This is a genomic window from Pseudahrensia aquimaris (genome assembly GCF_042676045.1).
GTDB lineage: Bacteria > Pseudomonadota > Alphaproteobacteria > Rhizobiales > Rhizobiaceae > Pseudahrensia > Pseudahrensia aquimaris.
Genome location: NZ_JBHTJV010000013.1, coordinates 65,794 through 90,088 on the forward strand (window position 1 = coordinate 65,794; position 24,295 = coordinate 90,088).

Below are 24,295 nucleotides of genomic sequence, written 5' to 3' on the forward strand. Positions count from 1 at the left end.
ATGCAAGACTTCATGGCCCTCACAAACCTAGCTGCTGTTGCGCCGGAGTTGATCCTCGCCGTCGGTGCAATGGTGCTGTTGATGATCGGCGCGTTCGTTGGCGAGAGTTCGTCTCGGCAGGTGACCGGCCTTTCCGTGGCGCTGTTGATTGTCGCCGGTTTCTGGATGATCTGGTTCCCCGTTGAGGGCCAAGCGTTCCAGGGCGCATTCATCATGGACCCGTTCGCCAAGCTGATGAAGCTGTTGGTGCTGATTGGTTCTGCTGTGGCGATTGCCATGTCTGTTGGCTTTGCGCGGCAGGAGAATTTCGACCGTTTTGAATATCCAATCCTGATTGTTCTGGCCACCGTGGGCATGATGCTGATGGTGTCTGCCAACGATATGATCTCCCTTTATCTGGCGCTGGAAATGCAGGCGCTGGCGCTCTACGTCATTGCCGCGATCAACCGCGAAAGCCTGCGTTCCACCGAAGCTGGCCTTAAATATTTCGTCCTTGGTGCCCTCTCATCGGGCATGTTGCTCTACGGCATGTCGCTGATTTACGGCTTTACTGGCCACACGTCCTTTGAAGGCATTGCAGCAGCCATGGGCGAGGAGCGTTCGCTTGGCCTGATTTTCGGCATCGTGTTCGTGCTGGCAGGCATCTCGTTCAAGATTTCAGCCGTTCCGTTCCACATGTGGACGCCGGACGTTTATGAAGGCGCGCCAACGCCTGTTACAGCATTCTTTGCAGCCGCGCCAAAAGTGGCCGCTATGGCCATGCTTATCCGCGTGGTGCAGAGCGCATTTGAGCCGGCGACGAACGACTGGCAGCAGATCATCACTTTCGTTGCCATCGCCTCGATGGTGCTTGGCGCTTTTGCTGCGATTGGGCAGAACAACATCAAGCGCATGATGGCCTATTCTTCCATCGGTCATATGGGCTTTGCGCTCGTTGGTTTGGCGGCGGGGTCCGAAGCCGGTGTATCGGGCGTGGTTCTCTACATGATCATCTACATGGCCATGACGCTGGGCACGTTTGCCTGCATCCTAGCCATGCGGCGCAGCGATGGCATGGTGGAGGAGATCACCGACCTTGCGGGTATTTCCAAGACCAACCCCATGATGGCCTTGATGCTGACGGTGCTTATGTTTTCGCTGGCTGGCATTCCCCCGCTGGCAGGGTTCTGGGGCAAGTATTTCGTGTTCGTCGCGGCCATTGAGGCGAAGCTCTATTTCCTTGCAGTGATCGGTGTGTTGGCGAGCGTGGTCGGCTGTTTCTACTATCTGCGGGTCATCAAGGTGATGTGGTTTGACGAGAGTGATCAGGGCTTTGAGCCGATGGCAGGCGAACTTCGCATCGTGCTCGGCGTCACGGGACTGTTTACTTTGCTGTATGTGCTTGTTGCCGGGCCTATGTCCGACATTGCCAATGCGGCGGCCAAAACATTTTTCTAAAGCCAATCATCAGCTGTGGGGTCGTCTCACGTGCAGGGTGAAACCTACCAGTCCATCGACGGCCTTGACGGCTACCGGCATCTGTCGCTGACCAGTGTCGGCTCTACCAACGTTGAGGCGATGGAGAGGGCGCGCGCGGGCGACGTGGGCAATCTTTGGATTACCGCCACCGAGCAGATCACCGGCAAGGCGCGGCGCGGCCGCTCTTGGGTGTCCAAGCCCGGCAATCTGTATTCATCGCTTCTTCTCATTGAACCGGCAGAACCCGTGGCTTTGGCGTCGCTTCCGTTGGTTGTGTCGGTGGCATTGCACGATGCCGTCACCACCATCGCGCCGCTTTTGCGGCAGCAGGCGGCGATCAAATGGCCCAACGATCTGTTGATCGGCGGCAAGAAGACGTCTGGCATTTTGCTGGAGGCGGCGCAGCTTTCGGGCGGTCGGCAGGCGGTTGTGATAGGCTGTGGGATCAATTGCCGTCACTTCCCTGATGACAGCTTGTATCCGGCGACGTCGCTCGCGGCTGAGGGCGCCGACATTGCGCCTGAACAGCTTTTTCCGGTTTACGCAAAAGCATTGGCGCAGGCTCTGGACGAATGGAACCGCGGCAGCGGCCTCGCTTCCATTCGTCAGCGGTGGCTTCAGGTCTGCAAGGGCATCGGCGAGCCCATAACAGCTCGGTTTCCAACGCATGAGATTTCCGGCACCTTCCACGCACTCGACGAAGATGGGCAATTGGTTCTTGTCGATAGCGGCGGGACAGAACACCGCATTGCGGCAGCAGATATATTCTTTGGCATATCCAACACTTAAAGGCATAAGGGCGCATGGCTAAAAATAAGAAAACAGACGAACTCGTCTTTGTGCCGCTTGGCGGCGTTGGCGAAATCGGAATGAACTTCGCAATGTACGGCTTCGGCCCCAAGGGCGACCGCCGGTGGATTGTTGTGGATGTGGGCGTGACCTTTCCCGGCGATGATCTTCCGGGTGCAGACCTTGTGCTGCCGGACATCACGTTTGCGGAAGTGCGCAAGAAGAAGATCGACGCGATCATTCTGACCCACGCTCACGAAGACCATTACGGCGCATTGATTGCGCTGTGGCCTATGCTGCGCGCGCCGGTTTACTGCACGCCGTTTACGGCGGGCATGCTTGAATCCAAGCAGATGTCAGAGCCGGACGCGCCGCAGATAAAACTCAATATTTTCCGCGCTGGCGAGACGTTCAAAGTCGGTGAATTTGAGATTGAAGCGGTCCACGTGACCCACTCGATCCCGGAGCCTTGCTCGCTGATGATCCGCACACCTTTGGGTAACGTCATTCACACGGGCGACTGGAAAATCGATCACGCGCCGACATTGGGCAACAAGACCGATGGCGATCACTTCTCCCGCTTGGGCGACGAAGGCGTGCTGGCGCTGATTTGTGATTCCACAAATGCGATGCGCGATGGCGAAAGCCCCAGCGAAGTCGAAGTTTCGGAAAGTCTGGCGAAAATCATCACCGATGCGCCGGGCAGGGTGCTTGTCACCACTTTCTCATCGAACGTTGGTCGTATTCGCTCCATCGCGGTTGCTGCGGAAGCGGCTGGCCGCAAGGTCATGATCCTTGGGCGCTCGCTGCTGCGGGTGTGCGATGTGTCGCGCGATCTGGGTTATCTCGATGGCATCGCGCCGTTCCTTGAAGAAAATGACTTCCAGTCGGTTCCACGCAAGGAATTGGTGGTCATTCTCACGGGGTCGCAAGGTGAATCCCGTGCGGCACTCGGCAAGTTATCGCGTGACGACCATCGCAATGCCTCTGTGGCCGCCGGTGACATGGTGATTTTCTCCTCGCGCACCATTCCCGGAAATGAGCGCGAGGTGATTGACATTCAAAACGCGCTGGTGGAGCAGGGCGTAGATATCGTGCTGGATGGCGAACACGCACTGGTTCACGTTTCCGGCCATCCGCGCCGGAATGAGTTGAAGAAGATGTACGAATGGGTGCGTCCGACGATTGGCGTTCCCGTTCACGGTGAAGCCCGTCACCTGATGGCGCACGCGGCTTTGATGGGCGAATGCGGAATCCCGGACGTGGCACCCGTTCGCAACGGCGATATTTTGCGCCTCGCGCCCGGACCTGCCGAAATCATCGGCGAAGCGCCTTCCGGGCGCGTGTATAAAGACGGGAAGATGATTGGCGACGAAGATGCTCTTGGCATCAAGCGCCGCCGTGTTCTTTCCTGGGTCGGGCATGTGGTGCTGTCGGTGGTTGTCGACAAGCGCGGCGAGTTGATGGCTGACCCCGAGATCGTCTGCGAAGGCCTGCCGCGTATGGCAGACGAGCGCGATACGTTTGAAGACATCCTCTACGACGCGGCGCTGGGCGCTTATGAGAGCATTGCAGCCAAGCACAGGAAAGACACGGGCCGCATCGAGCAGGCGATGGAAAAAGCCATCCGTGCTGAGGTTCGTGACGTTTGGGGCAAGAAGCCGCTTGTGAATGTGATTGTGACGAAGGTTTGAGGCATGATCGGAAGGTTGAACCATATAGCGATTGCCGTGCCCGATCTGGCGGCGGCTACCGCGCTCTACCGCGATACGCTTGGCGGTGATGTGAGCGAGCCGCAAACGTTGCCCGAACATGGTGTGACGGTCGTTTTCGTCAATCTCCCCAATACGAAGGTGGAGCTTCTTGAACCTTTGGGTGAAGGGTCTCCGATTGCGAAATATCTGGACAGCAATCCTTCCGGTGGCATGCACCACGTTTGTTACGAGGTGGACGACATTATCGCCGCCCGCGACCGCTTGAGTGAGCAGGGTGCGCGGGTCTTGGGCGATGGAGAGCCGAAAATCGGCGCGCATGGAAAGCCGGTGCTTTTCCTGCACCCGAAGGATTTCAACGGCACATTGGTGGAATTGGAGCAGGTCTGATGGGTATCGGTACGGGCATTGCCATTTATTTTGTGGTCTGGTGGACAACCCTGTTCATCACACTGCCCTTCGGCATGCGCTCGCAGGTGAGCGAGGGCGAAGTGACAGAAGGAACGGAGCCCGCTGCACCGGCCAATCCGCAATTGTTGAAGCGCATGCTGTGGAACACAGTGGTGGCTGGCATGGTGTTCGGCCTGTACTGGCTGTTTTTCTACCAGCTTGGCTTCACCTTGAACGACCTGCCGGATTTCCTCGGCGTTTCGTAACGGTTCAGCCCCGCTTTTGCAGCCAATCAAGCACGTCTTGGGCGTTTCGGTCTGGCGGGAACACCGGATAGAACGTCTGCGCTATCACGCCGTCTTCGATTATCAACGCCATACGTTTGAGCAATTCGGTGCCCTCAACCGTCATCACTGGCAGGTGCAATGCCTTTCGCAGGTCTGCACTGGCATCTGACAAGAGCGCAAACGGCAGGTGCAGGCGTTCAGCCGCTTCGCGCTGGTAGTCTGTGGCTTGCACCGAAAGTCCGAACAGGCGGTCCGCTCCTGCAGCTTTCAAATCTTGCGATAAATCCCGAAACGAACAGGCTTGCGGGGTGCAGCCGCGTGCGCCCGGGATCATATCCCAATTTTCTGGCAAATCGCGGTCAGGGCGTCCGGTCATCGGATAGACGAAGACCACGCTCGTGCCTTTAAGCGACGACAAATCAACGGTCGAACCATCCGTTGCTGGCAGCGACAGATTTGGCATTGCAGCGCCGGTCAAATGAGCTGCTGCGCCATCATCTTCCGGCGCGGGCAGAGTGCTCCAGTCCATTGCGGTGTTTAAGGGCTGGTTCATGGTCGCTCTGCCTTTGGTTGCGCCGCAGTGCTGCCCACTTGTATTGGCAAGGCAATTGCGGTTTGTGAGTGTATTCACATTTCAGGCAGCGAATCTGCCGTTTTCATTGTGGTCCGTCTATGCATTTGTCGAAATATTTCCTTCCAGTTCTTAAAGAAGCGCCGCGTGAGGCTGAAATTGCCTCGCATCAATTGATGCTCCGTGCTGGCATGATCCGTCAGCAATCTGCTGGCATTTATTCGTGGCTGCCGCTCGGCTTGAAAGTCTTGCGCAAGGTTGAGCAGATCGTGCGCGAGGAACAAAACCGTGCCGGCGCCGTCGAGGTGCTCATGCCGACGATCCAGAGCGCCGATCTGTGGCGCGAGAGCGGGCGGTATGACGACTACGGCAAAGAAATGCTGCGCATTGAAGACCGCCACGGTCGCGACATGCTGTTTGGGCCGACGAACGAGGAAATGATCACCGACATCTTCCGCTCATACGTGAAGAGCTACAAGGATTTACCGCTCAATCTCTATCACATCCAGTGGAAGTTCCGCGACGAGGTGCGGCCGCGCTTTGGGGTGATGCGGGGGCGCGAATTTCTGATGAAAGACGCCTATTCGTTCGATTTGGACGAGGCGAGTTCGCGTGCTGCTTATTATAGAATGTTCGTATCCTATCTACGCACGTTTGACCGTTTGGGCGTGAAGGCCATTCCCATGCGCGCCGATACTGGCCCAATTGGTGGCGATCTTTCCCACGAATTTCTCATACTGGCCGATACCGGCGAAAGCGAAGTCTTCTGCCACCGCGCTTACATGGAAATGGCCGTTCCTGGCGCCGGGCTGGATTACGGCGATAATGATGCGATCAAAGCCATCGTGGACGACTGGACCGGCGCATATGCCCGCACGGACGAGCTGCACGATGAGGATTTGTGGAACGAAGTGCCTGAGGTCGACAAAATGAACGCCCGTGGTATTGAAGTGGGGCACATTTTCCATTTCGGCCAAAAGTACTCAACGCCGATGGGCGCCAAAGTGGCGGGGCCGGACGGGCAGGACCACAACGTTCATATGGGGTCGTATGGTATTGGGCCGAGCCGTGTTGTGGCCGCTCTAATTGAGGCTGGCCACGACGAAGCGGGCATTATCTGGCCTGCTTCCGTGGCCCCGTTTGATGTCGGGCTAATCAATTTGCGCTCCGGCGATGAGGCGACTGACGCGGCTTGCGCTGATCTGTACACGCAACTCACGAATGCCGGGCTGGATGCGCTTTACGATGACACTGACAATCGCGCAGGCGGTAAGTTCGCGCTGGCCGATCTTATCGGCCTGCCGTGGCAGTTGATCGTCGGTCCGCGCGGTCTCAAAGAAGGCAAGGTTGAGCTGAAAGAGCGTGCCACCGGCGAGCGGGAAGAGCTGTCGTTGGAAGCGGCGATGAACAAGCTGACCGCTTGGCACGGCGAAATGAAAGCGCGTTTCGGTGGCTGATGCATCGCAAAGCCCGGAACTGACCGGATCGACCCGCGCCTTCGCCGGGTTCGAGTGGATGCTTGCGCGCCGCTACCTTGGTTCGAAGCGTAAAGAGACTTTCATCTCGGTCATCTCCATCATCTCGTTCGTCGGCATCATGTTGGGCGTTGCGACGCTCATCATCGTGATGGCGGTGATGAACGGTTTCCGTACGGAATTGCTGGACCGTATTTTGGGCATTAACGGCCATTTCATCGTCCAGCCCGCGCAATACTCGCTGACCGACTACGATGCAGTGGCAAAGCGCATTGAGACGGTCGATGGCGTCATTATGGCGCTGCCACTGATCGAAGGCCAAGTGCTGGCATCGGGCGGTTCCGGCGGTCAGGGCGCGTTGGTGCGCGGTATGCGTGAAGCCGATATCCGCAGGCTTACCATCGTGGGCGACAACATAATCGAAGGCTCCCTCGACAATTTCGATGTGGCACCCATTGAACCCATCGAACCGGCGGAAACTGTCATTCAAAACGATGATGGCACGTTTGATATCGTCGAAGACGCAACGCTCGCTCCGCCCGCCGGGCCGTTGGTCGGCGTCGCAATCGGCTCGCGCATGGCGACAAGTCTCGGCCTCGGCCTTGGAGACAACATTACCTTGATTGCCCCTGAGGGAGAGGTCTCCGCCTTCGGCACCGCGCCGCGAACGAAGGCCTATCCGGTTAAAGCAATTTTCCAGATGGGGATGAGCGAATACGACAACACGTTCGTTTTTATGCCGATGGAGGAAGCGCAGCTGTTCTTCAACAGCGAAGGCGCGGCGACGGTGATTGAGGCCTTTGTGGACGATGCCGACAGGGTCGATGAATTGCGCCCGCTCGTTGAAGAAGCGGCGGCGCGGCCAATCGGCTTGCAGGATTGGCAGCAGCGCAATCAGACGTTCTTTCAGGCGCTGGAGGTTGAGCGCAACGTCATGTTCCTCATTTTGACGCTGATTATCTTGGTGGCGGCGCTGAACATCATTTCAGGCCTCTTTATGCTGGTGAAAGACAAGGGCCGCGATATCGCCATTCTGCGCACGATGGGCGCGACGCGGGGTGCGATTTTGCGGATATTCTTCATCACCGGGTCCAGCATCGGCGTGTTTGGCACCCTAGCCGGGGCAGCGCTTGGATTGCTGATCTGCACCAATATTGGGGGCATCCAACGGTTTCTTGATTCGATGACCGGCGTGAACCTTTGGGATCCGACCATTCGCTTCCTGAGCGAAATTCCGGCTAAACTGGATGTGGGGGAGACCGCCTTGGTTATCGCCATGGCGATGGGGCTTTCGTTCTTGGCAACCCTTTTTCCCGCATGGCGCGCCGCGCGGCTCGATCCTGTCGAGGCGCTTCGTTATGAGTGAGGCCGCGCTGGCGATGGAGGGCATCGGCCGCACCTATGGCAAGGGGCGCTCTGCGTTGACCGTGCTGGAGGGCGCGCAGCTTTCCATCATGCCCGGTGAACTGGTGGCGCTTGTTGCACCATCGGGGGCAGGCAAGTCGACGTTGTTGCACTTGGCTGGATTGCTGGAAAAGCCCGATCAAGGAACGCTTCGTGTTGGTGGTGTTGAATGCAACAGCCTCAACGACGACAAGCGCACGCGGATGCGGCGCTTGCAGATCGGTTTTGTGTATCAGTTTCACCACCTCTTGCCGGAACTGACCGCGCGGGAAAACATTGCACTGCCGCAACTTGTAGCTGGTGGCAGCACTGCGCAAGCCAATGAACGGGCCGATTATCTGCTGGATCATTTAGGCATCGGCCCACGCGCGACCCACCGGCCTTCCGAGCTTTCTGGCGGCGAACAGCAGCGGGTCGCAATTGCGCGTGCGGTTGCCAACAAGCCGCGGCTTTTGCTGGCCGATGAGCCCACGGGCAACCTCGATCCATCGACGTCTGAATTGGTATTCGACGCATTGACCGACCTCGTTCGCAGCACTGGACTGGCGGCGCTGATTGCCACGCACAACCATGACCTTGCAGCGCAGATGGACAGGATCGTGACGATTGAGGGTGGCAAAATTAAACAGATGTGATGTTGCTTTGGACCATTGATGAATGAGAACAAAGCAAAAACATTTGTTGACAGGCGAATGAGAACATAATAGGAACATCTACGCGACCACTTGGTTTTGTGTAACGGTCGCAAAGGAGAGTTTCATGCCTGCATTCGTTCACAACATCGTTTCTGCCCTGTCGATGAGCCTTTTTCTGTTCACGGTGATCGTCGGACTTCACCTGGTGGGCTGAAGGGGCTTGTTGTCGTCGGGCTGACGCCGCAAGATCGGAGAGAGATTCTCCTTTGACCGCGCGCGCCACCAGCCATGAGCAGCAAATCGAACGACATGAACGCAACGCTCGCCGCAGAACTTGCGGCAGGGCCGGTTGAACAGGCGAGCCAGCCATTCGTTCATCTGCATGTGCGTTCCGCCTATTCGCTGTTGGAAGGTGCTCTGCCGGTTGGCAAGGTCATCGATATCGCCTCTGCCGACGGACAACCGGCGTTGGCGCTGACGGACCGAAGCAATCTGTTCGGCGCTCTGGAATTTTCCAAGAAAGCGGTTGGGGCAGGGTTGCAGCCGATCATCGGTTGCACCTTGGAAGTGGCGCTGGAGGACGCTGAAGCGGCTGACGGCGTTGAGGCCTTGGTTCGTCGCGGCAGCAGCCAAGAGGCGATGCGCGAGAAGCCGCAATTGGTGTTGCTGTGCAGCACGGAGGCTGGCTACCGCAATCTGGCCAAACTGGTGTCCTTCGCGTTTCTCGATACCGAAAGCACCGCACGCCCGCACGTTACACGCGCCCAGTTGGAGGCCCATGCCGAAGGGCTGATCGTTTTGACCGGCGGCCCCAGCGGGCCGCTCAACATGGCGCTTCACGACAATCAGCCCGATCTGGTGCAGGGCCGCCTTGCGCTTTTGCAAAAGCTGTATGCCGACCGGCTCTACGTCGAATTACAGCGCCACGAGGGTTTTGAGCGGCGCATTGAAGACGCGCTGGTCGAATTGGCCTATGCCCATGATTTGCCGCTGGTCGCTACCAACGAGGCCTATTTCCCCTCGCGTGAAGACTATGAGGCCCACGATGCGCTCATCTGCATTGCACAGGGCTGTGTGGTGGCTGAGGACGACCGCCGCAAGCTGACGCCCGATCACTACATGAAGTCGGCGCGAGAGATGGAAGTGTTGTTTACCGATTTGCCGGAGGCGATCGAAAACACCGTCGAAATAGCCAAACGCTGCGCGTTCAAAGTGCCGGAAATCGACCCGATCCTGCCTTTCTTCGCTGCCGATCCCAATGCCGAAGACCCGATCAAGCAGGAATCGGACGAGTTGCGCCGTCAGGCGATTGAGGGGCTGGAGAAGCGACTGGAGCAAAACCCGCTCGCAGAAGACCACACGCGAGAGGAATACGACGCGCGGCTGGCCTTTGAACTCGATGTGATCGAGGGCATGAAATATCCCGGCTATTTCCTTATCGTTGCCGACTTTATCAAGTGGGCGAAGGCGCAGGATATTCCGGTGGGGCCGGGGCGTGGTTCCGGCGCGGGCTCGCTAGTCGCATGGGCGCTGACGATTACCGATCTTGACCCGATGCGCTTTTCGCTGCTGTTCGAACGGTTTTTGAACCCCGAACGCGTCTCGATGCCTGACTTTGACATCGACTTCTGCCAGGACCGCCGCGATGAGGTCATCCGCTACGTGCAGGAGAAGTATGGCCGCGAACAGGTGGCGCAAATCATCACGTTCGGAACCCTGCAAGCCCGCGCCGTGCTGCGCGATGTGGGGCGGGTGTTGCAAATGCCCTATGGTCAGGTGGACCGACTGTGCAAAATGGTGCCGAACAATCCCGCCAATCCAACAACGCTGGCGCAGGCGCTGGAGAGCGAGGCGACCCTTGCTGCGGCGCGCGCCGAGGAAGAGATTGTCGACAAGCTCATCACCATCGCTTTGAAGTTGGAGGGGCTCTATCGCCACGCATCGACCCACGCTGCCGGCATCGTGATCGGCGACCGGCCGCTTGACCAGCTTGTGCCGCTTTACCGCGACCCGCGCTCGGACATGCCAGTGACGCAGTTCAACATGAAATGGGTGGAGCAGGCGGGGCTGGTGAAGTTCGACTTTCTTGGCCTGAAGACGCTGACCGTGATCCGTGCCGCGCAAGACTATCTGCGGCTGCGAGGCATCGAGGTGGACATCGATCACTTGCCGCTGGATGACGAACGCACGTTTGAAATGCTCCAGCGGGGCGAAACTGTCGGCGTCTTCCAGCTGGAATCGATGGGAATGCGCAAGGCGCTGATCGGCATGAAGCCGGACCGCTTTGAGGACATTATCGCACTGGTTGCGCTTTATCGCCCGGGCCCGATGGAGAATATTCCCGTCTACAACGCCCGCAAGCACGGCGAGGAAGATCCGGATTATTATCACGAGCTAATTGAGCCGGTGCTGAAAGAGACCCACGGCGTCATCATCTATCAGGAACAGGTGATGCAGATTGCGCAAATCCTGTCGGGCTATTCGCTTGGCCAAGCCGACATGCTGCGCCGTGCGATGGGCAAGAAGATCCGCGAAGAGATGGAAAAGCAGCGCGAGGGCTTTGTTTCCGGCGCTGCCGAGACGAGCAGCCTGAAAAAGCCACAGGCGAACATGATTTTCGACGTGTTGGCGAAATTTGCTGATTACGGCTTCAACAAGTCTCACGCGGCAGCCTATGCGCTGGTTTCCTACCAAACCGCCTATCTGAAAGCGAATTATCCGGTTGAATTTCTGGCCGCGCTGATGACGCTTGATATGGGCAATACTGATAAGTTGTCGGACTTCTACCGCGAGGCGCGGCGCGCTGAAATTGATGTGGTGGCTCCGTCGGTGAACACTTCTGACGTGCGGTTTGCGGTGCGCGACGGCAAGCTGTTTTATGCGCTCGCTGCCATCAAGGGCGTTGGTGCACAGGCAGTTCAGCACATCGTGGACGTGCGCAACGAAGGGGGGCCGTTTGAAAGCCTCACCAATTTCTTCTCCCGCATCGACCCACGACAGGTGAACCGCAAGATGCTGGAAAACCTCATCTGTGCTGGCGCATTTGACGGTTTCAGCCATACCCGCGAACAGATGATTGCGGGGTTGGACCGTCTCATTGGTCATGCCAACCGTGTTGCCGACAACACGGCCATTGGCATGACGGATATGTTTGGCGGTGACACAGGCGAGACGCAGGTGCAATTGCCGCTGGCAAACGCTTGGCTGCCAGCTGAAAAACTGTTCCGCGAGTTTCAATCGGTCGGCTTTTATCTCTCTGCGCATCCCTTGGATGAATATGTCGATGTTCTTGCGGACAGGCGCGTGCAGAATTTTGCCGATTTCAGCCGCGCCGTGAAAGCGGGCGCAACAGCCGGGCGGCTCGCTGGCACGGTTGCCAACAAGCAAATCCGCAAGACCCGCAAGGGCAACCGTATGGGCATTGTGCAGTTTTCCGATCCGACTGGTCAGTTCGAGGCCGTGCTGTTTTCAGAAACGCTGGAGCAGTTTGGCGACATGCTGGAGCCCGGCCAATCTGTTGTGCTGCTGGTGGAAGGCGAGGACCGTCCTGAAGGCATGTCGCTTCGCATCAATTCGGTCAAATCGCTGGAAGAAGAGGCGAGCCGGGTGCAAAAGCACCTTCGCATCTTTGTGCGCGATGAAGCGCCGCTTTCGACGATTCCATCGCTTGTTTCCAAGTCAGGCGAGGGCAGCGTGTCACTGGTGGTCCTGCAAGAAGGTGGCGGACGCGAAGTTGAGGTCGGTGTGCCGGGGCGTCGTCTCGTCTCGCCGCAGATTGCAGGCGCGATCAAGGCTGTGCCCGGCGTGGTGGATGTAGAGCTCGTCTAGCCGGTGAAGCCTCTCGTGATGAGATAAAGGCCGAGGCCAATCAGCACGACGTAAAATACTTTCTTGAAGCGCTTTTCCGACATGCGTTTGCGCATGAACGTGCCGATGCCGAGGCCCACAAGCGCCGGCAGCATGGCGAAGGCCGACATCGCGCCCACGGTCGGTGTGACCAGCCCGCGGATGAACAGACAAGCGGTCAGCACGATGTAGGAAATGAGGAACAAAAGACCCATAGCTTGCACCATGTGTTCGCGGGCAAGGCCAAGGCCGTTGAGATAGATCACGCTGGGCGTGGAAGTAACGCCCGTCAGCCCGGTGAATACGCCGTTGACGGCGCCGAAGACCGGCCCGATCCAAAGTTCCCGCACAGGCGGTATCTGCATTGTGAAACCCGCAAGGCCGATCACGGCATAGATCAGCAATATCACGCCAAGCATAATGATGAGGATTGAGTTATCGATGGTAACCAATAGCCCGGTGCCAAACCAGATCGTGAAAAGCGACGGGATGAGAAACGGTGCGATGCGTTTAAGCATCCCGCGCCAATCCGGCCCAGCAACCGCCTGAATGGCGTTTGTGGCAAGGCCGGGAATGAGCATCAGCGCCATCGCAGATGGCAAGTTGAACACGAAAGCCAGGATCGCAACGGTTATCACAGGCATGCCCAACCCGGCTGCCCCTTTGACGAAGCCGCCGAAAACAAAGGCCATGCTGATGATGAGAATGCTGCTCGGGTCGGTCATTGAATTCATGCGCCAGCGATAGACTTTCAGGCTGGTGTTCACAAGCAGGCGACATGCTCTTTGCGCGGCTTGATGCGCGGCCTGATTTCTGGTCTTTCAATGTGAGACATAACTGGATCGTGAACAATGAAAGACGAGGCGCTTCGGGTCAGCGGATCGGCTGAAAACAACAAGGCGATTATCTTGGAGCAGTTGCGCATGCATTTGCCTGCCAGCGCTCGTGTTTTGGAAATCGCCAGCGGAACGGGGCAACATGCTGTGCATTTCGCAGCCAATATGCCCGACGTGACGTGGCAGCCAAGCGATGTATCGCTGGAAGGCATGGACCTGCTGCCGCGGCTGGCTCAGGCCGGTTTACCGAACATCGCCCAGCCCATTTTGCTCGATATTGCCCACTGGCCGAACTTGCGCCCCAAATTCGATGCGGTTTTCAGCGCCAATTGCCTTCATATCGTGCCGGAGGACCTGCTTGCGCCCTATGTTGAAGGCTGTGGGAAAAGCCTGAAGGCGGGCGGCAAGATGATGCTTTATGGGCCGTATAAATACGGTGGCGCTTTCACCACGCCCAGCAATGAACAGTTCAACGACTTTCTTGGCGAGACTTATCCCGGTGGTGGCATTCGAGATTTTGAGCGCGTGCGCGATCTGGCGCGGGCCAATGGTATGGAATTGGAGGCGGATGTGGCGATGCCCGCGAACAATCAATTTTTGATTTTCGCGAAGAAACTATTGCCATGAGTGGACAGCTTCGCGGGGCCGGATTGATGGTGCTCGCCACCATGTTGATCGCCGCTTCCACTTTGTTTGCTAAAGCGTTGGGTGCAGGAGATGACCCACTCTCGCCCATCCAAGTGACATGGGGCCGCTACGTTTTTGGGCTGTGTCTGATTCTCCTATTGGCCCGTGGTGTAAAACTGGATCATCCGCGTTGGCCGTTGCACATGGGTCGCGTCGGCTGCGGATGGCTCGGGGTGACGTGCATGTTCACCGCCGCTGCATCCATGCCTTTGGGGGATGTGACTGCTATTTCCTTCACCAATCCGATCATCGCCATGGTGATTGCCGTGCCGCTGTTGGGTGAGCGCATTGGGCGCGTCCGTGTTGCATGCGCAGTGGGTGCTATGGTTGGTGCGTTGCTGTTGATCCGGCCTGGAGTTGCCGGGTTTCAGCCGGTGGCTTTGGTTGCTCTGTTGGCTGCATTGTTGTTCGGCTTTGAAGTGATCTTTTTAAAAATGCTGGCGGGCAAAGAGCGCACCATGCAGGTGGTCCTGATTGCGAACATGACGGGTGCTGCGCTTTCCTGCACCGTCGTTGGCTTTTTCTGGCAGGCTCCTTCGCTGACGCAGTGGCTGTTGATGATCGGCGTCGGCACAACAATGGTTTGCGCTCAAATCCTCTTCACCAACGCGCTGCGGCTTGGGGAGGCGGGTTTTATCCTTCCGTTCTCCTATGCGACATTGGTTTGGGCAACGGTTTACGATGCGGCCCTGTTTGGCACTGTTCCGGCGCCGCTCAGCTTTGCCGGTGGCTTAATCATCATTGCCTGCGGCATCACGCTGGCGCTGAGGGAAGGGCGGGCGAAGATGCCTGTTGTGCCGTCCCGGCCATCGGCTTAAGCGGCAGCGCCCAAAACGGAAACCGATCCCTCTTGCCAGCGGCGCAAAAGGCTCTATAAGGGCGCTCATTCCACACGCGGAAGCGTGTTGGTCACGGACTTACCTTTCTTGAAGGTGCGCCTTCAGCCCCGAGTTAGCGATAACATGGCACCGACCAGCACTTCCGGTGCGGCGAGATCCCTCGTCGTTCTTATCCGCGCTAGGTTCAACCGGTAAATTAGGAGATGCGAGCTATGGCTCTGCCAGATTTTTCCATGCGCCAGCTTTTGGAAGCAGGCGTTCACTTTGGGCACCAGACACACCGCTGGAACCCCAAAATGGGCCGATATATTTTCGGCAAACGTAACAACATCCACATTTTAGACCTTTCACAGTCCGTGCCGCTTCTGCACACGGCTTTGAAAGAAGTCTCCGACGTTGTCGCCAAAGGCGGCCGTATTCTGTTCGTGGGCACGAAGCGTCAGGCGTCCGAAATCGTTGCTGATGCTGCACGTCGCTCAGCTCAGTATTACGTCAACGCACGCTGGCTCGGCGGCATGCTGACGAACTGGAAAACGATTTCCAACTCGATCAAACGCTTGCGCGAACTGGAAGACCTGCTTTCTGGCGACGGTTCCGGTTTTACCAAAAAAGAGCTTTTGAACCTGACCCGCGAACGCGACAAGCTGGAGCGTGCGCTCGGTGGCATCAAAGACATGGGCGGCACGCCGGACATGATTTTCGTGATCGACACGAACAAAGAAGCGATTGCTATTCAAGAAGCCCGCAAGCTGAAGATTCCGGTCTGTGCGCTGCTCGATTCCAACTGCGACCCCGACGGCGTTGATTTCCCGATCCCCGGCAACGATGACGCTGCCCGCGCAATCGCTCTGTATTGCGATCTGATCGCTAAAGCTGCGATTGACGGCATTGCCCGCCAGCAGGGTTCCTCCGGCGTTGATCTCGGCGCGCAAGAAGTTGCGCCGGAAGAGCCAACGCTTGTTGAAGCTGTGGCCGAGCCAGTGGTTGAAGCTGTCGCGGCTGCACCTGCCGCCGTTGCTGACGCTGCGACTGCTGTGGTTGAGAAAGTGGCAGAAGTTGCTGAAGCGGCTGTCGAAGCTGTCAAAGAGCCGCTTTCCGGCCCGCTTTTCACAGCACCTGCAGGGGATGGCGATGATCTGAAAAAGATCAACGGCATTGGCCCGGTTGCAGAAAAGCAGTTGAACGAGCAGGGCATCACCACCTATGCGCAAATCGCGGCTCTGACCGATGATGAAGTGCAGAAGGTCGATGATTACATGCCGTTCTCCAGTGCGCAGATCGTCGATTGGAAAGCGCAGGCGGCTGAACTCGCCAAGGGCTAAGGCACCACGCCTATAAGCCATGCAAAATATGCAACGGAGCCTGCTTGGCGGGCTTCGTTGATTTACACTTATTCCACCCCACATGCGTTGGCGAAACCGCCCGCTAGGGGCTTTTATAGACACCGAAAGGGTTAGACCGATGGCTATTACAGCTGCACAGGTTAAAGAGCTGCGCGACAAATCCGGCGCAGGCATGATGGATTGCAAAACCGCGTTGAACGAAAACGACGGTGATATGGAAGCGGCTATGGATTGGCTGCGCACCAAAGGCATTGCAAAGGCTGATAAAAAGTCTGCCCGCACCGCCGCCGAAGGTCTTGTCGCTGTCAAAGGCGAGGGAACGAAGTCGGCTGTGGTTGAGGTCAACGCCGAGACCGACTTTGTCTCGCGCAACGATGACTTTCAGGCACTTGCCCGTGGGATCGCAGATGTTGCGATTTCAACGGACGGCTCGGTCGATGCGATCACGTCTGCCGACATGGGCGGCCAAACTGTTGCCGACGCCATCACCAAAGCCATTGCGACGATTGGCGAGAATATGAACCTGCGCCGGGCTTCCGTAATGGAAGTCTCTGATGGTGTGGTTGCGTCCTATGTCCACAATGCGATCGCAGATGGCTTGGGCAAGATCGGTGTTCTGGTCGCGCTGGAATCGACTGGCGACAAAGCTGCCTTGGAGGCGATTGGTCGCCAGGTTGCCATGCACGTTGCTGCCACCAACCCGCTGGCTGCCACGAAAGATGATATGGATCAGGAAGTTGTCGAGCGTGAAAAGAAAATTTTCACCGAAACGGCCCGTGAATCCGGCAAGCCGGACAACATCATCGAGAAAATGGTCGAAGGCCGTATTCGCAAATTCTACGAAGAGAACGTGCTGATGTCGCAAACCTTCGTGATTGATGGCGAAAACAGCGTTGAGCAGGCATTGAAGAACGCTGAAGCTGATGTCGGCGCACCGATTGCGATGAAGGGCTTTGTCCGCTTTCAGCTTGGTGAAGGTATTGAAAAAGAAGAAGATGACTTCGCTGCCGAAGTCGCTTCGATGGCAAAGGGCTAAGTTCTTTTCCAAATCTTTGAGAAAGGCCGGTTTGGAAACGAACCGGCCTTTTTCTTTGTCTTGATGGTGTAATTGTGTTGGGACAACCGGGGTCAGCCGTGGTGACAAGGGGGGCGGCTTTGTATACCGATTGTGACACCCATTTCGAAGCGCCACCAATGGCGGCAGGCATTGTCATGAAACCGGTTTATTCGCGCATTCTGTATAAAATTTCCGGCGAAGCGCTGATGGGCTCCAAAGATTTTGGCATAGACCCAATGATGGTGGAGCAGGTGGTTGACGATGTCGCGCACGCTTCTTCTCTTGGCACATCAATTGCGCTGGTGGTTGGCGGAGGAAATCTGTTTCGCGGGGTGTCGTTGGCAGCTGGTGGTGCCGACCGCGTCACAGGCGACCATATGGGAATGCTGGCGATCATCATGAATGCGCTTGCGATTCGCATGGAATTCGACAAGCGAGGCGTGGCTGCGACCGTGTTGTCAGGCTTGGCTGTTCCACAGGTCTGCGCCCCTTTCACACAACGCGCCATGATCGAGGCGCGGGATGCGGGCCACGTGTTGATATTTGCCGGCGGTACCGGCAGCCCTTACTTCACATCGGATACGGCAGCAGCCTTGCGGGCTGCGGAATTTGGGGCACAAGCCATCGTCAAAGGCACGCAAGTTGACGGAATTTATAGCGCTGATCCCAAAAAAGACAAAAACGCGAAGCGTTATGAAACGCTTACCCACGATCGGGTGCTGGAAGAGGGATTGGGCATCATGGACGCCTCTGCCGTGGCGCTGGCTCGGGACAACGATATTGACGTGGTGGTGTTTTCAATCCACCAGAAGGGCGAGTTGGCCCGCGTGATTTGCGGGCAAGGCACATTTTCTCGCGTTTCTTCCAGTGAATGACGCAGCTAAAATTACGGGGACTTAGACACGATGGCCGGAGCCGATCACAACGACATTAAACGCCGGATGGAGGGCGCTGTTGCCGCTTTTAAAAGCGATTTGGGCGGTTTGCGCACCGGGCGGGCATCGGCAGCCTTGCTTGATCCGGTGATGGTTGACGCTTACGGCGCTAAAACGCCGCTTACACAAGTAGCAAACGTTAACGCGCCGGAGCCGAAGCTGATTACAGTGCAGATTTGGGACAAGAGTTTGGTTGGCCCCGTAGACAAGGCCGTGCGTGAAGCCGGCTTGGGGCTGAACCCTGTTGTGGATGGCCAAAATTTGCGTATTCCGCTGCCGGACTTGAACGAAGAGCGGCGTCGCGAACTGGTGAAGATTGCAAAAGACTACGCAGAGAATGCAAAGGTCGCTATCCGCCACGTGCGCCGCGATGGGATGGAGGCCTTGAAGAAGGCCGAGAAGGATAAAGAGATCGGCCAGGACGAAGCACGCTCTGACGGCGAGAAAATTCAGAAGCAGACGGATGAAATGGTATCGGAAGTAGAGAAAATCCTAGCTCAAAAGGAAGAGGAAATCATGCAGGTCTAGGGCTGACAGCCTTAGCTTCCGCATGCGCTGTTGCCCATGAACATCTTGCCCGACATGAAATCTCCGAATATCGCAGCCTCTGTGCCGCGCCATATCGGCATTATCATGGATGGAAACGGGCGTTGGGCGCAGGCGCGAGGGCTGACTCGCAGTGCCGGACATCGCAAAGGCGTTGACGCCGTGCGCCGCGCAATTCGTGCTTGTGGCGAACTCGGCGTGGAAACGGTGACACTGTTCTCGTTCTCATCAGAAAATTGGTCGCGCCCGGCGGGCGAGGTCAACGATCTTATGGGATTGCTGAAAATGTTCATCCGTCGCGACCTTGCTGATCTGCACAAGGAGGGCGTGAAGGTTTGCGTGATTGGGTCGCGCACAAACGTCCCCGCTGATATTCTCCCGCTGATTGAAGAAGCGGAAAAACTGACATTCCACAATACCGCTCAACGTCTTGTTATCGCCTTCAACTACGGAGCGCGTGATGAGATTGTGCGGGCCACGCAAAAATTGGCAGCGCAGGTGGCGGCTGGCGAACTGGCTCCCTCTGACATCAGCGTAGAGGCAATTGATGCGGCGCTGGATACCAGCGACTGGTCGGACCCAGAATTGATTATCCGGACATCTGGCGAGCAACGCTTGTCTAACTTTTTGCTCTGGCAGGCTGCTTATTCCGAATTGGTGTTTCTTGATGTGCTCTGGCCGGATTTTGATAAAACCCATTTGCAAGCGGCTTTGGCTGAATTTTCAGCCCGTGATCGACGTTTTGGCGGTGTCGTTGTGCAAGCTGCGCAATAGGCGCGCGATTTCATGAAACCCACTTCCGTCGAAACGCCATCCGGCAAGCCGCCCCGCAGGAAACTGCGCGAGCACTCTGAACTCACCCAGCGGATTGTGTCTGCACTTGTGCTCGTTGGCATTGCGCTGCCATTGATTTGGCTTGGGGGCATCGCAACCTGGATTATGGCGGCTGCGCTTTTTGCTCTGTGTTTATACGAATGGCGGTTGATGACCGCCGGAGCAGGGGCATCTATCGCGGCTCTCGGTCTGGCCTATTGTGGTCTGACGTTCACGCTGCCGATCATTCGTGATGCGCTCTTGCCGGATGGTTTGTTTCTTCTGATTTTGCTGTTTCTCGCTGTTATCGCCTCAGACGTCTTTGCGTATTTCTCGGGCCGCGCGATTGGTGGCCCCAAGCTCATGCCATCGGTCTCGCCGAATAAAACGATTTCCGGTGCGTTGGGTGGCTTGGTCGGTGCTGTTGTGGTGGCATCAGTTTATGCAGCAATTGTTCCTCAGGTTACCGTGATGACCGCCGCTGTCGGTGCTGCGGTGCTTGCGGTCTTTTCGCAAGCTGGTGATTTGTTTGAGAGCGGCATGAAGCGGCGGTTCAACGTAAAGGATTCCAGCCAGTTGATTCCCGGCCACGGTGGATTTCTTGACCGTGTGGACGGTTTATTGGGCGCTTCAATCCCGATGCTGGTTTACGTTGTGTTAACCACGTGAGCGTGCAGCGCGCCCGGCAGCAAGGAAGTGTTACACTTTGTGACGATAATTGCCTTGCTTGTGTCGCATTGCTCTCGCTAGTGGGAACAGATAATCCTTCAGTGCACTCGGCCGTATGATGGCTGGGTCTAAAAGTGATTGAGACAGGTGCGGTTTGCGCGTCATCGTTCGGCCTTGGCCAGAACACGCGCTACGCCAACGGGGCAAACGGGAAAACTTTATGGATTTGACGTCTCTGCCGCTGGTGCTGTTCGATTTTCTGGTTTGGAAACTTCTGCCATTCCTGTTCGTGCTCACGATTGTCGTATTCTTCCACGAACTCGGCCATTTTCTCGTGGGGCGGTGGAATAAGGTAAAAGCCGAAGTGTTTGCGGTGGGTTTCGGCCCGGAATTGTTCGGTTTTACTGACCGCTACAACACCCGATGGAAATTCTGTGCTGTGCCACTTGGGGGTTATGTGAAGTTTGCAGGCGATGGAAACGTCGCCAGCCAGCCAGACCCCGATGCGCTGGAGCAAATGAGCCAAAGCGAACGCGAAGGCACATTGGAAGGAGCCGCTCTGTGGCGCCGTGCACTTATCGTTGCTGCTGGCCCAATTGCTAATTTCATTCTTGCTATCGTTATCTACACAGCACTTTTCATGGTGCACGACGATGTGCAGCGTGTGCCGGTTGTTGGCGAAATCGCCGCTGGATCACCTGCGCAGGAAGCCGGTTTCCAGCCTGAAGACCTTATTGTTGAATTGAACGGGGACGCGATTACAAGTTTTCGCCAGATTTCGGAAGCCACGATGTTGAACTCCGGTGAGGCGATGAATTTCGTTGTGGAAAGAGCTGGCGAGCGAATTGAGCTGGTCGCGACACCCCGGCTGGTCGATCAGGAAGACCGTTTCGGCAATTCATTCAAAGTCGCGCAAATCGGTGTGCGCTCGAAGACGGGCGAGGAATACCTTCGCGTCACGAGCCTCGGGCCAGTCGATGCGTTTAATAAGGCCGTTGGCAGCACAGGGCTGGTTGTCAAAGGCACGTTCAACTTTCTGCGCGAGATGATTTTGGGCAAGCAAAGCGCCACAGAACTGCGCGGCCCCCTAGGAATCGGGCAGGTGACGTCTCAAGTGGCAACGCTTGGTTTTGCCGAGCTTATGTCGTTGGCGGCAGTTATTTCCGTCTCCATTGGTCTGCTGAACCTGTTTCCAATACCGATGCTGGATGGCGGACATTTGGTGTTTTACGCCATTGAAGCTGTGCGCGGCAAAGCGGTTTCGCCTGCCGTAATGGAATGGTCATTTAAGGTCGGACTTGGGTGTTTGTTGTTCATGATGTTGTTTGCCACTACAAACGATATCGGGCGATTGCTGCCAGGTGGATAGGAGATGGGTTGAAATGGAACGGAAATTAACCTTTGATTAACCTTCAGATCAGTGTCTGTTGCGTTTTTGTATCGGTGAAAGCGAAACGGGGCAAAGGAGCCGGTAGAGCGGTTGCAACCCTAAAAAAAGACTATACAAACAGTTAAAATTCAAACGGATTCCGCATGTCCTCTCGGGGTGAGAATATGGTCAGCGTAATGCGTAAACAAAAGAAGACGACGATGTATTCTACGGCACACATCAAAATGTTTTTTATCCGCTCGGCAATGGCTTTCGTTCTTGCAGTTGCGGCCTTTGGCACAACGACGATTGTGGCGGCCACCACGGCTGTGCAAGCGCAGGCTGCGGTGGTTAGTTCCATCCAAGTGCGTGGCAATCAACGCGTGGATGCCGATACAATCCGTTCATACCTGACGATTGAACCGGGCCGCAGTTTCTCGACATTCGACACGGATGAGAGCTTGCGCCAGCTTTTCGCTACCGGCTTGTTTTCAGACGTAAATATCACGCAGAGCGGCCGTACGCTTATCGTGAGCGTTGAAGAAAATCCGACCGTCAATCTCGTGTTGTTTGAAGGTAATGATGATGTTTCGGACGACCGATTGAAGACAATCCCGCAGCTTCAAAGCCTTTCGATCTTCAATGCAGACCAGCTTGAAAGTGATCGTGAGCGTGTTCGCGAAGCAATCCGTCGCTCTGGCCGCAACAGCGCTGAGGTGACGACGCGCGTTGACCAATTGGAGAACAATCGGGTCAACATCGTTTTCGTTATCAACGAGGGCGGGCGCACCAAAATTTCCCGAATCGATTTCGTCGGTAACAACGCTTTTGGCGACCGCCGCCTCATAGAAGTCATTTCGCACAACGAATCGAACTTTTTGAGCTGGATACGTCGAGACGACATTTTCGACGAAGATCGCTTGCGTGCCGATGAAGAGCGTTTGCGCACATTCTATTATAACCGTGGTTATGCCGACTTCCGGGTTGTTTCTGCTGATGCGCAGCTTGACCAAGCCGAAAACGAGTACACGATCACGTTTACGGTGGAGGAGGGCGACCGCTACTCCTTCGGTAACATCACCATCGATAATGGCATCACTGCAGTCACTGCCGAAGAACTGCAAAACGAGCTGTTGATCGAGACCGGAGACGTCTACAGCGCGCGCAACGTCGAGAAAACTCTACTCGCGATGACGACTTATATCGCTGAGACCGGCTATGCGTTTGCCGAAATCACCCCGCGCGGTGAGCGCAATTTCGACGCCCGCACGATTGATCTCACTTTCTTCGTTGATGAAGGTCCGCGCACGTATATTGAACGCATCGAGATTTCCGGTAACACCCGCACACGTGGATACGTAATCCGTCGCGAATTCGATATTTCTGAAGGCGACGCTTACAACAGCGTGCTGGTCAACAAGGCCAAGCGCCGTCTCGAAGGTCTTGGCTTCTTCGAATCGGTCCGTATTTCCACCCGTCCTGGCTCATCGCCCGACCGTGTGGTCGTTGTGGTGCAGGTGGTGGACAAGCCAACGGGTGAGCTTTCCTTCGGTGGTGGCTTCTCTACCAACGACGGCGCGATTGGTCAGGTTTCGATCAGTGAGAAAAACTTCCTTGGCCGCGGGCAGTTCCTGAAAGTGTCTGGCGGATTTGGGGAAGAGACAACTAAGTACACGCTGTCGTTCACCGAGCCGTATTTCTTGGGTCAACGGATTGCAGCTGGCTTTGATGTAACCCACGAAACTGCCGAATCTTCCGATACGGTGTTCTTCGACAACACCATCACGACCGCGCGTCTGCGTGCGGGCGTTGAACTGGCCGAAGGGCTGCGTTTTGGCGCTTACTACCAGTTCAAGCGTGAGGAATTGTCCGTTCCGGTTAACGAAGATGACGACCCCGCGGATCCTGATACTTTGACGAATAATATAGATTTGTCTCCCGCGACACAGCAGTCGGTTGATCAAAGCCCATATGTAACTTCGTCTGTTGGTTATGCCTTTGACTTCAACAATCTGGACAATACGCGCAATCCGCGTGAGGGCGTCAAAGCGAAGTTCGAGCAAGAATTTGCAGGCATCGGTGGTGACGCTCAATACGTCCGCACTGAGGCCCGCATCACAGGGTACTACTTGTTGTCCGAGGATCGTGACGTTGTCGTGCTCGGTTCGCTTGGAGCAGGTAATGTAACGTCCTGGGGCGATGATTTGCGTATCATTGATACCTTTTTCCAAGGCGGTGAGACCATCCGCGGTTTCGACAGTCGTGGCTTTGGTCCTCGCGACACCGACACAGGTGAATCCATTGGCGGCACAACCTATGCCAACGCGACTGCCGAAGTTCAATTTCCATTGCCACTGCTTTCTCGCAGCTATGGCGTGCGTGCTGCCCTCTTCGCTGATGCTGGTATCTTGACGGATAACGCATTCGGTTCCAGCGCGACAATTGAAGATGACGCTGAACTTCGTGCCTCGGTCGGTGCATCCATTATTTGGGATTCGCCGTTTGGCCCGCTGCGTGGCGACTTCTCGCACGCGATTGCTAAAGAAGATTACGACGACACGCAGTTCTTCCGCTTTGGTGTTAGCACCCGCTTCTAAGACCATTTCCTGAAGTGTACGCAGACAATAGTGTGAG

21 protein-coding genes are annotated in these 24,295 nt (G+C 56.4%); 19 read left to right on the forward strand and 2 right to left on the reverse strand.

Annotation, left to right across the window (positions count from 1 at the left end; all coding sequences use genetic code 11):
• The 5 genes from nuoN to ACFQ14_RS13860 are packed head-to-tail and all read left to right on the forward strand — an operon-like array spanning window position 1 to window position 4,615.
• A complete protein-coding gene (gene nuoN / locus ACFQ14_RS13840; RefSeq protein WP_377213348.1) occupies window positions 1–1,437 on the forward strand; it encodes an NADH-quinone oxidoreductase subunit NuoN in 1,437 nt (478 codons plus the stop codon).
• Between the two features lie 30 nt (window positions 1,438–1,467).
• Complete coding sequence (locus tag ACFQ14_RS13845; protein WP_377213349.1) at window positions 1,468–2,247, forward strand: biotin--[acetyl-CoA-carboxylase] ligase; 780 nt, start codon at window positions 1,468–1,470, stop codon at window positions 2,245–2,247.
• 14 nt (window positions 2,248–2,261) lie between these two features.
• Window positions 2,262–3,941, forward strand: a complete 1,680-nt coding sequence (locus tag ACFQ14_RS13850) for a ribonuclease J (RefSeq protein ID WP_377213350.1) — start codon at window positions 2,262–2,264, stop codon at window positions 3,939–3,941.
• 3 nt (window positions 3,942–3,944) lie between these two features.
• Window positions 3,945–4,349: a methylmalonyl-CoA epimerase gene (mce, locus tag ACFQ14_RS13855; RefSeq protein ID WP_377213351.1), complete on the forward strand. Its 405-nt coding sequence runs from the start codon at window positions 3,945–3,947 to the stop codon at window positions 4,347–4,349.
• Complete coding sequence (locus ACFQ14_RS13860) at window positions 4,349–4,615, forward strand: DUF1467 family protein (RefSeq protein ID WP_377213352.1); 267 nt, start codon at window positions 4,349–4,351, stop codon at window positions 4,613–4,615. The genes mce and ACFQ14_RS13860 overlap by 1 nt, the downstream gene beginning before the upstream one ends.
• A 4-nt stretch (window positions 4,616–4,619) precedes the next feature.
• On the opposite strand, the gene ACFQ14_RS13865 is transcribed toward ACFQ14_RS13860, so the two are convergent.
• Complete coding sequence (locus ACFQ14_RS13865) at window positions 4,620–5,189, reverse strand: peroxiredoxin (protein WP_377213353.1); 570 nt, start codon at window positions 5,187–5,189, stop codon at window positions 4,620–4,622.
• 119 nt (window positions 5,190–5,308) lie between these two features.
• Here ACFQ14_RS13865 and proS point away from each other — a divergent pair, with 119 nt between their 5' ends.
• The 4 genes from proS to dnaE all read left to right on the forward strand — a co-directional run bounded on the left by proS (window position 5,309) and on the right by dnaE (window position 12,549).
• Entirely contained in the window at window positions 5,309–6,664 is a 1,356-nt protein-coding gene (gene proS / locus ACFQ14_RS13870) for a proline--tRNA ligase (RefSeq protein WP_377213354.1), read from the forward strand.
• Window positions 6,665–6,722: 58 nt separating this feature from the next.
• On the forward strand, window positions 6,723–8,048 hold the full coding sequence (locus ACFQ14_RS13875; protein ID WP_377213438.1) for an ABC transporter permease: 1,326 nt from the start codon (window positions 6,723–6,725) through the stop codon (window positions 8,046–8,048).
• Window positions 8,041–8,721: an ABC transporter ATP-binding protein gene (locus ACFQ14_RS13880; RefSeq protein WP_377213355.1), complete on the forward strand. Its 681-nt coding sequence runs from the start codon at window positions 8,041–8,043 to the stop codon at window positions 8,719–8,721. The genes ACFQ14_RS13875 and ACFQ14_RS13880 overlap by 8 nt, the downstream gene beginning before the upstream one ends.
• Before the next feature lie 309 nt (window positions 8,722–9,030).
• Window positions 9,031–12,549, forward strand: a complete 3,519-nt coding sequence (dnaE, locus tag ACFQ14_RS13885; RefSeq protein ID WP_377213439.1) for a DNA polymerase III subunit alpha — start codon at window positions 9,031–9,033, stop codon at window positions 12,547–12,549.
• Here dnaE and ACFQ14_RS13890 read toward each other — a convergent pair.
• On the reverse strand, window positions 12,546–13,292 hold the full coding sequence (locus tag ACFQ14_RS13890) for a sulfite exporter TauE/SafE family protein (RefSeq protein WP_377213356.1): 747 nt from the start codon (window positions 13,290–13,292) through the stop codon (window positions 12,546–12,548). The genes dnaE and ACFQ14_RS13890 overlap by 4 nt on opposite strands.
• A gap of 126 nt (window positions 13,293–13,418) precedes the next feature.
• Here ACFQ14_RS13890 and ACFQ14_RS13895 point away from each other — a divergent pair, with 126 nt between their 5' ends.
• The 10 genes from ACFQ14_RS13895 to bamA all read left to right on the forward strand — a co-directional run bounded on the left by ACFQ14_RS13895 (window position 13,419) and on the right by bamA (window position 24,258).
• Window positions 13,419–14,030 carry a DUF938 domain-containing protein gene (locus tag ACFQ14_RS13895; RefSeq protein WP_377213357.1) on the forward strand — a complete coding sequence of 204 codons (612 nt, stop codon included), beginning with the start codon at window positions 13,419–13,421 and terminating at the stop codon, window positions 14,028–14,030.
• The gene (locus ACFQ14_RS13900) at window positions 14,027–14,908 is read left to right on the forward strand and encodes a DMT family transporter (RefSeq protein ID WP_377213358.1); all 882 of its coding nucleotides are present in this window, start codon (window positions 14,027–14,029) and stop codon (window positions 14,906–14,908) included. The genes ACFQ14_RS13895 and ACFQ14_RS13900 overlap by 4 nt, the downstream gene beginning before the upstream one ends.
• A gap of 233 nt (window positions 14,909–15,141) precedes the next feature.
• Window positions 15,142–16,251 carry a 30S ribosomal protein S2 gene (gene rpsB / locus ACFQ14_RS13905; RefSeq protein WP_377213359.1) on the forward strand — a complete coding sequence of 370 codons (1,110 nt, stop codon included), beginning with the start codon at window positions 15,142–15,144 and terminating at the stop codon, window positions 16,249–16,251.
• Between the two features lie 139 nt (window positions 16,252–16,390).
• Window positions 16,391–17,308 (forward strand): translation elongation factor Ts, encoded by a 918-nt coding sequence (gene tsf, locus ACFQ14_RS13910; protein WP_377213360.1) that lies wholly within the window; start codon window positions 16,391–16,393, stop codon window positions 17,306–17,308.
• A 176-nt stretch (window positions 17,309–17,484) separates the two neighbouring features.
• Complete coding sequence (pyrH, locus tag ACFQ14_RS13915; RefSeq protein WP_377213440.1) at window positions 17,485–18,204, forward strand: UMP kinase; 720 nt, start codon at window positions 17,485–17,487, stop codon at window positions 18,202–18,204.
• Between the two features lie 30 nt (window positions 18,205–18,234).
• Complete coding sequence (frr, locus tag ACFQ14_RS13920; protein ID WP_377213361.1) at window positions 18,235–18,792, forward strand: ribosome recycling factor; 558 nt, start codon at window positions 18,235–18,237, stop codon at window positions 18,790–18,792.
• Window positions 18,793–18,828: 36 nt separating this feature from the next.
• Entirely contained in the window at window positions 18,829–19,584 is a 756-nt protein-coding gene (locus ACFQ14_RS13925; protein ID WP_377213362.1) for an isoprenyl transferase, read from the forward strand.
• 12 nt (window positions 19,585–19,596) lie between these two features.
• Window positions 19,597–20,292, forward strand: coding sequence for a phosphatidate cytidylyltransferase (locus ACFQ14_RS13930; protein ID WP_377213363.1), 696 nt, complete (start codon window positions 19,597–19,599; stop codon window positions 20,290–20,292).
• Window positions 20,293–20,512: 220 nt separating this feature from the next.
• The gene (gene rseP, locus ACFQ14_RS13935) at window positions 20,513–21,661 is read left to right on the forward strand and encodes an RIP metalloprotease RseP (RefSeq protein ID WP_377213364.1); all 1,149 of its coding nucleotides are present in this window, start codon (window positions 20,513–20,515) and stop codon (window positions 21,659–21,661) included.
• A 221-nt stretch (window positions 21,662–21,882) separates the two neighbouring features.
• Complete coding sequence (gene bamA, locus ACFQ14_RS13940) at window positions 21,883–24,258, forward strand: outer membrane protein assembly factor BamA (RefSeq protein ID WP_377213365.1); 2,376 nt, start codon at window positions 21,883–21,885, stop codon at window positions 24,256–24,258.
• Window positions 24,259–24,295: the final 37 nt, after the last annotated feature.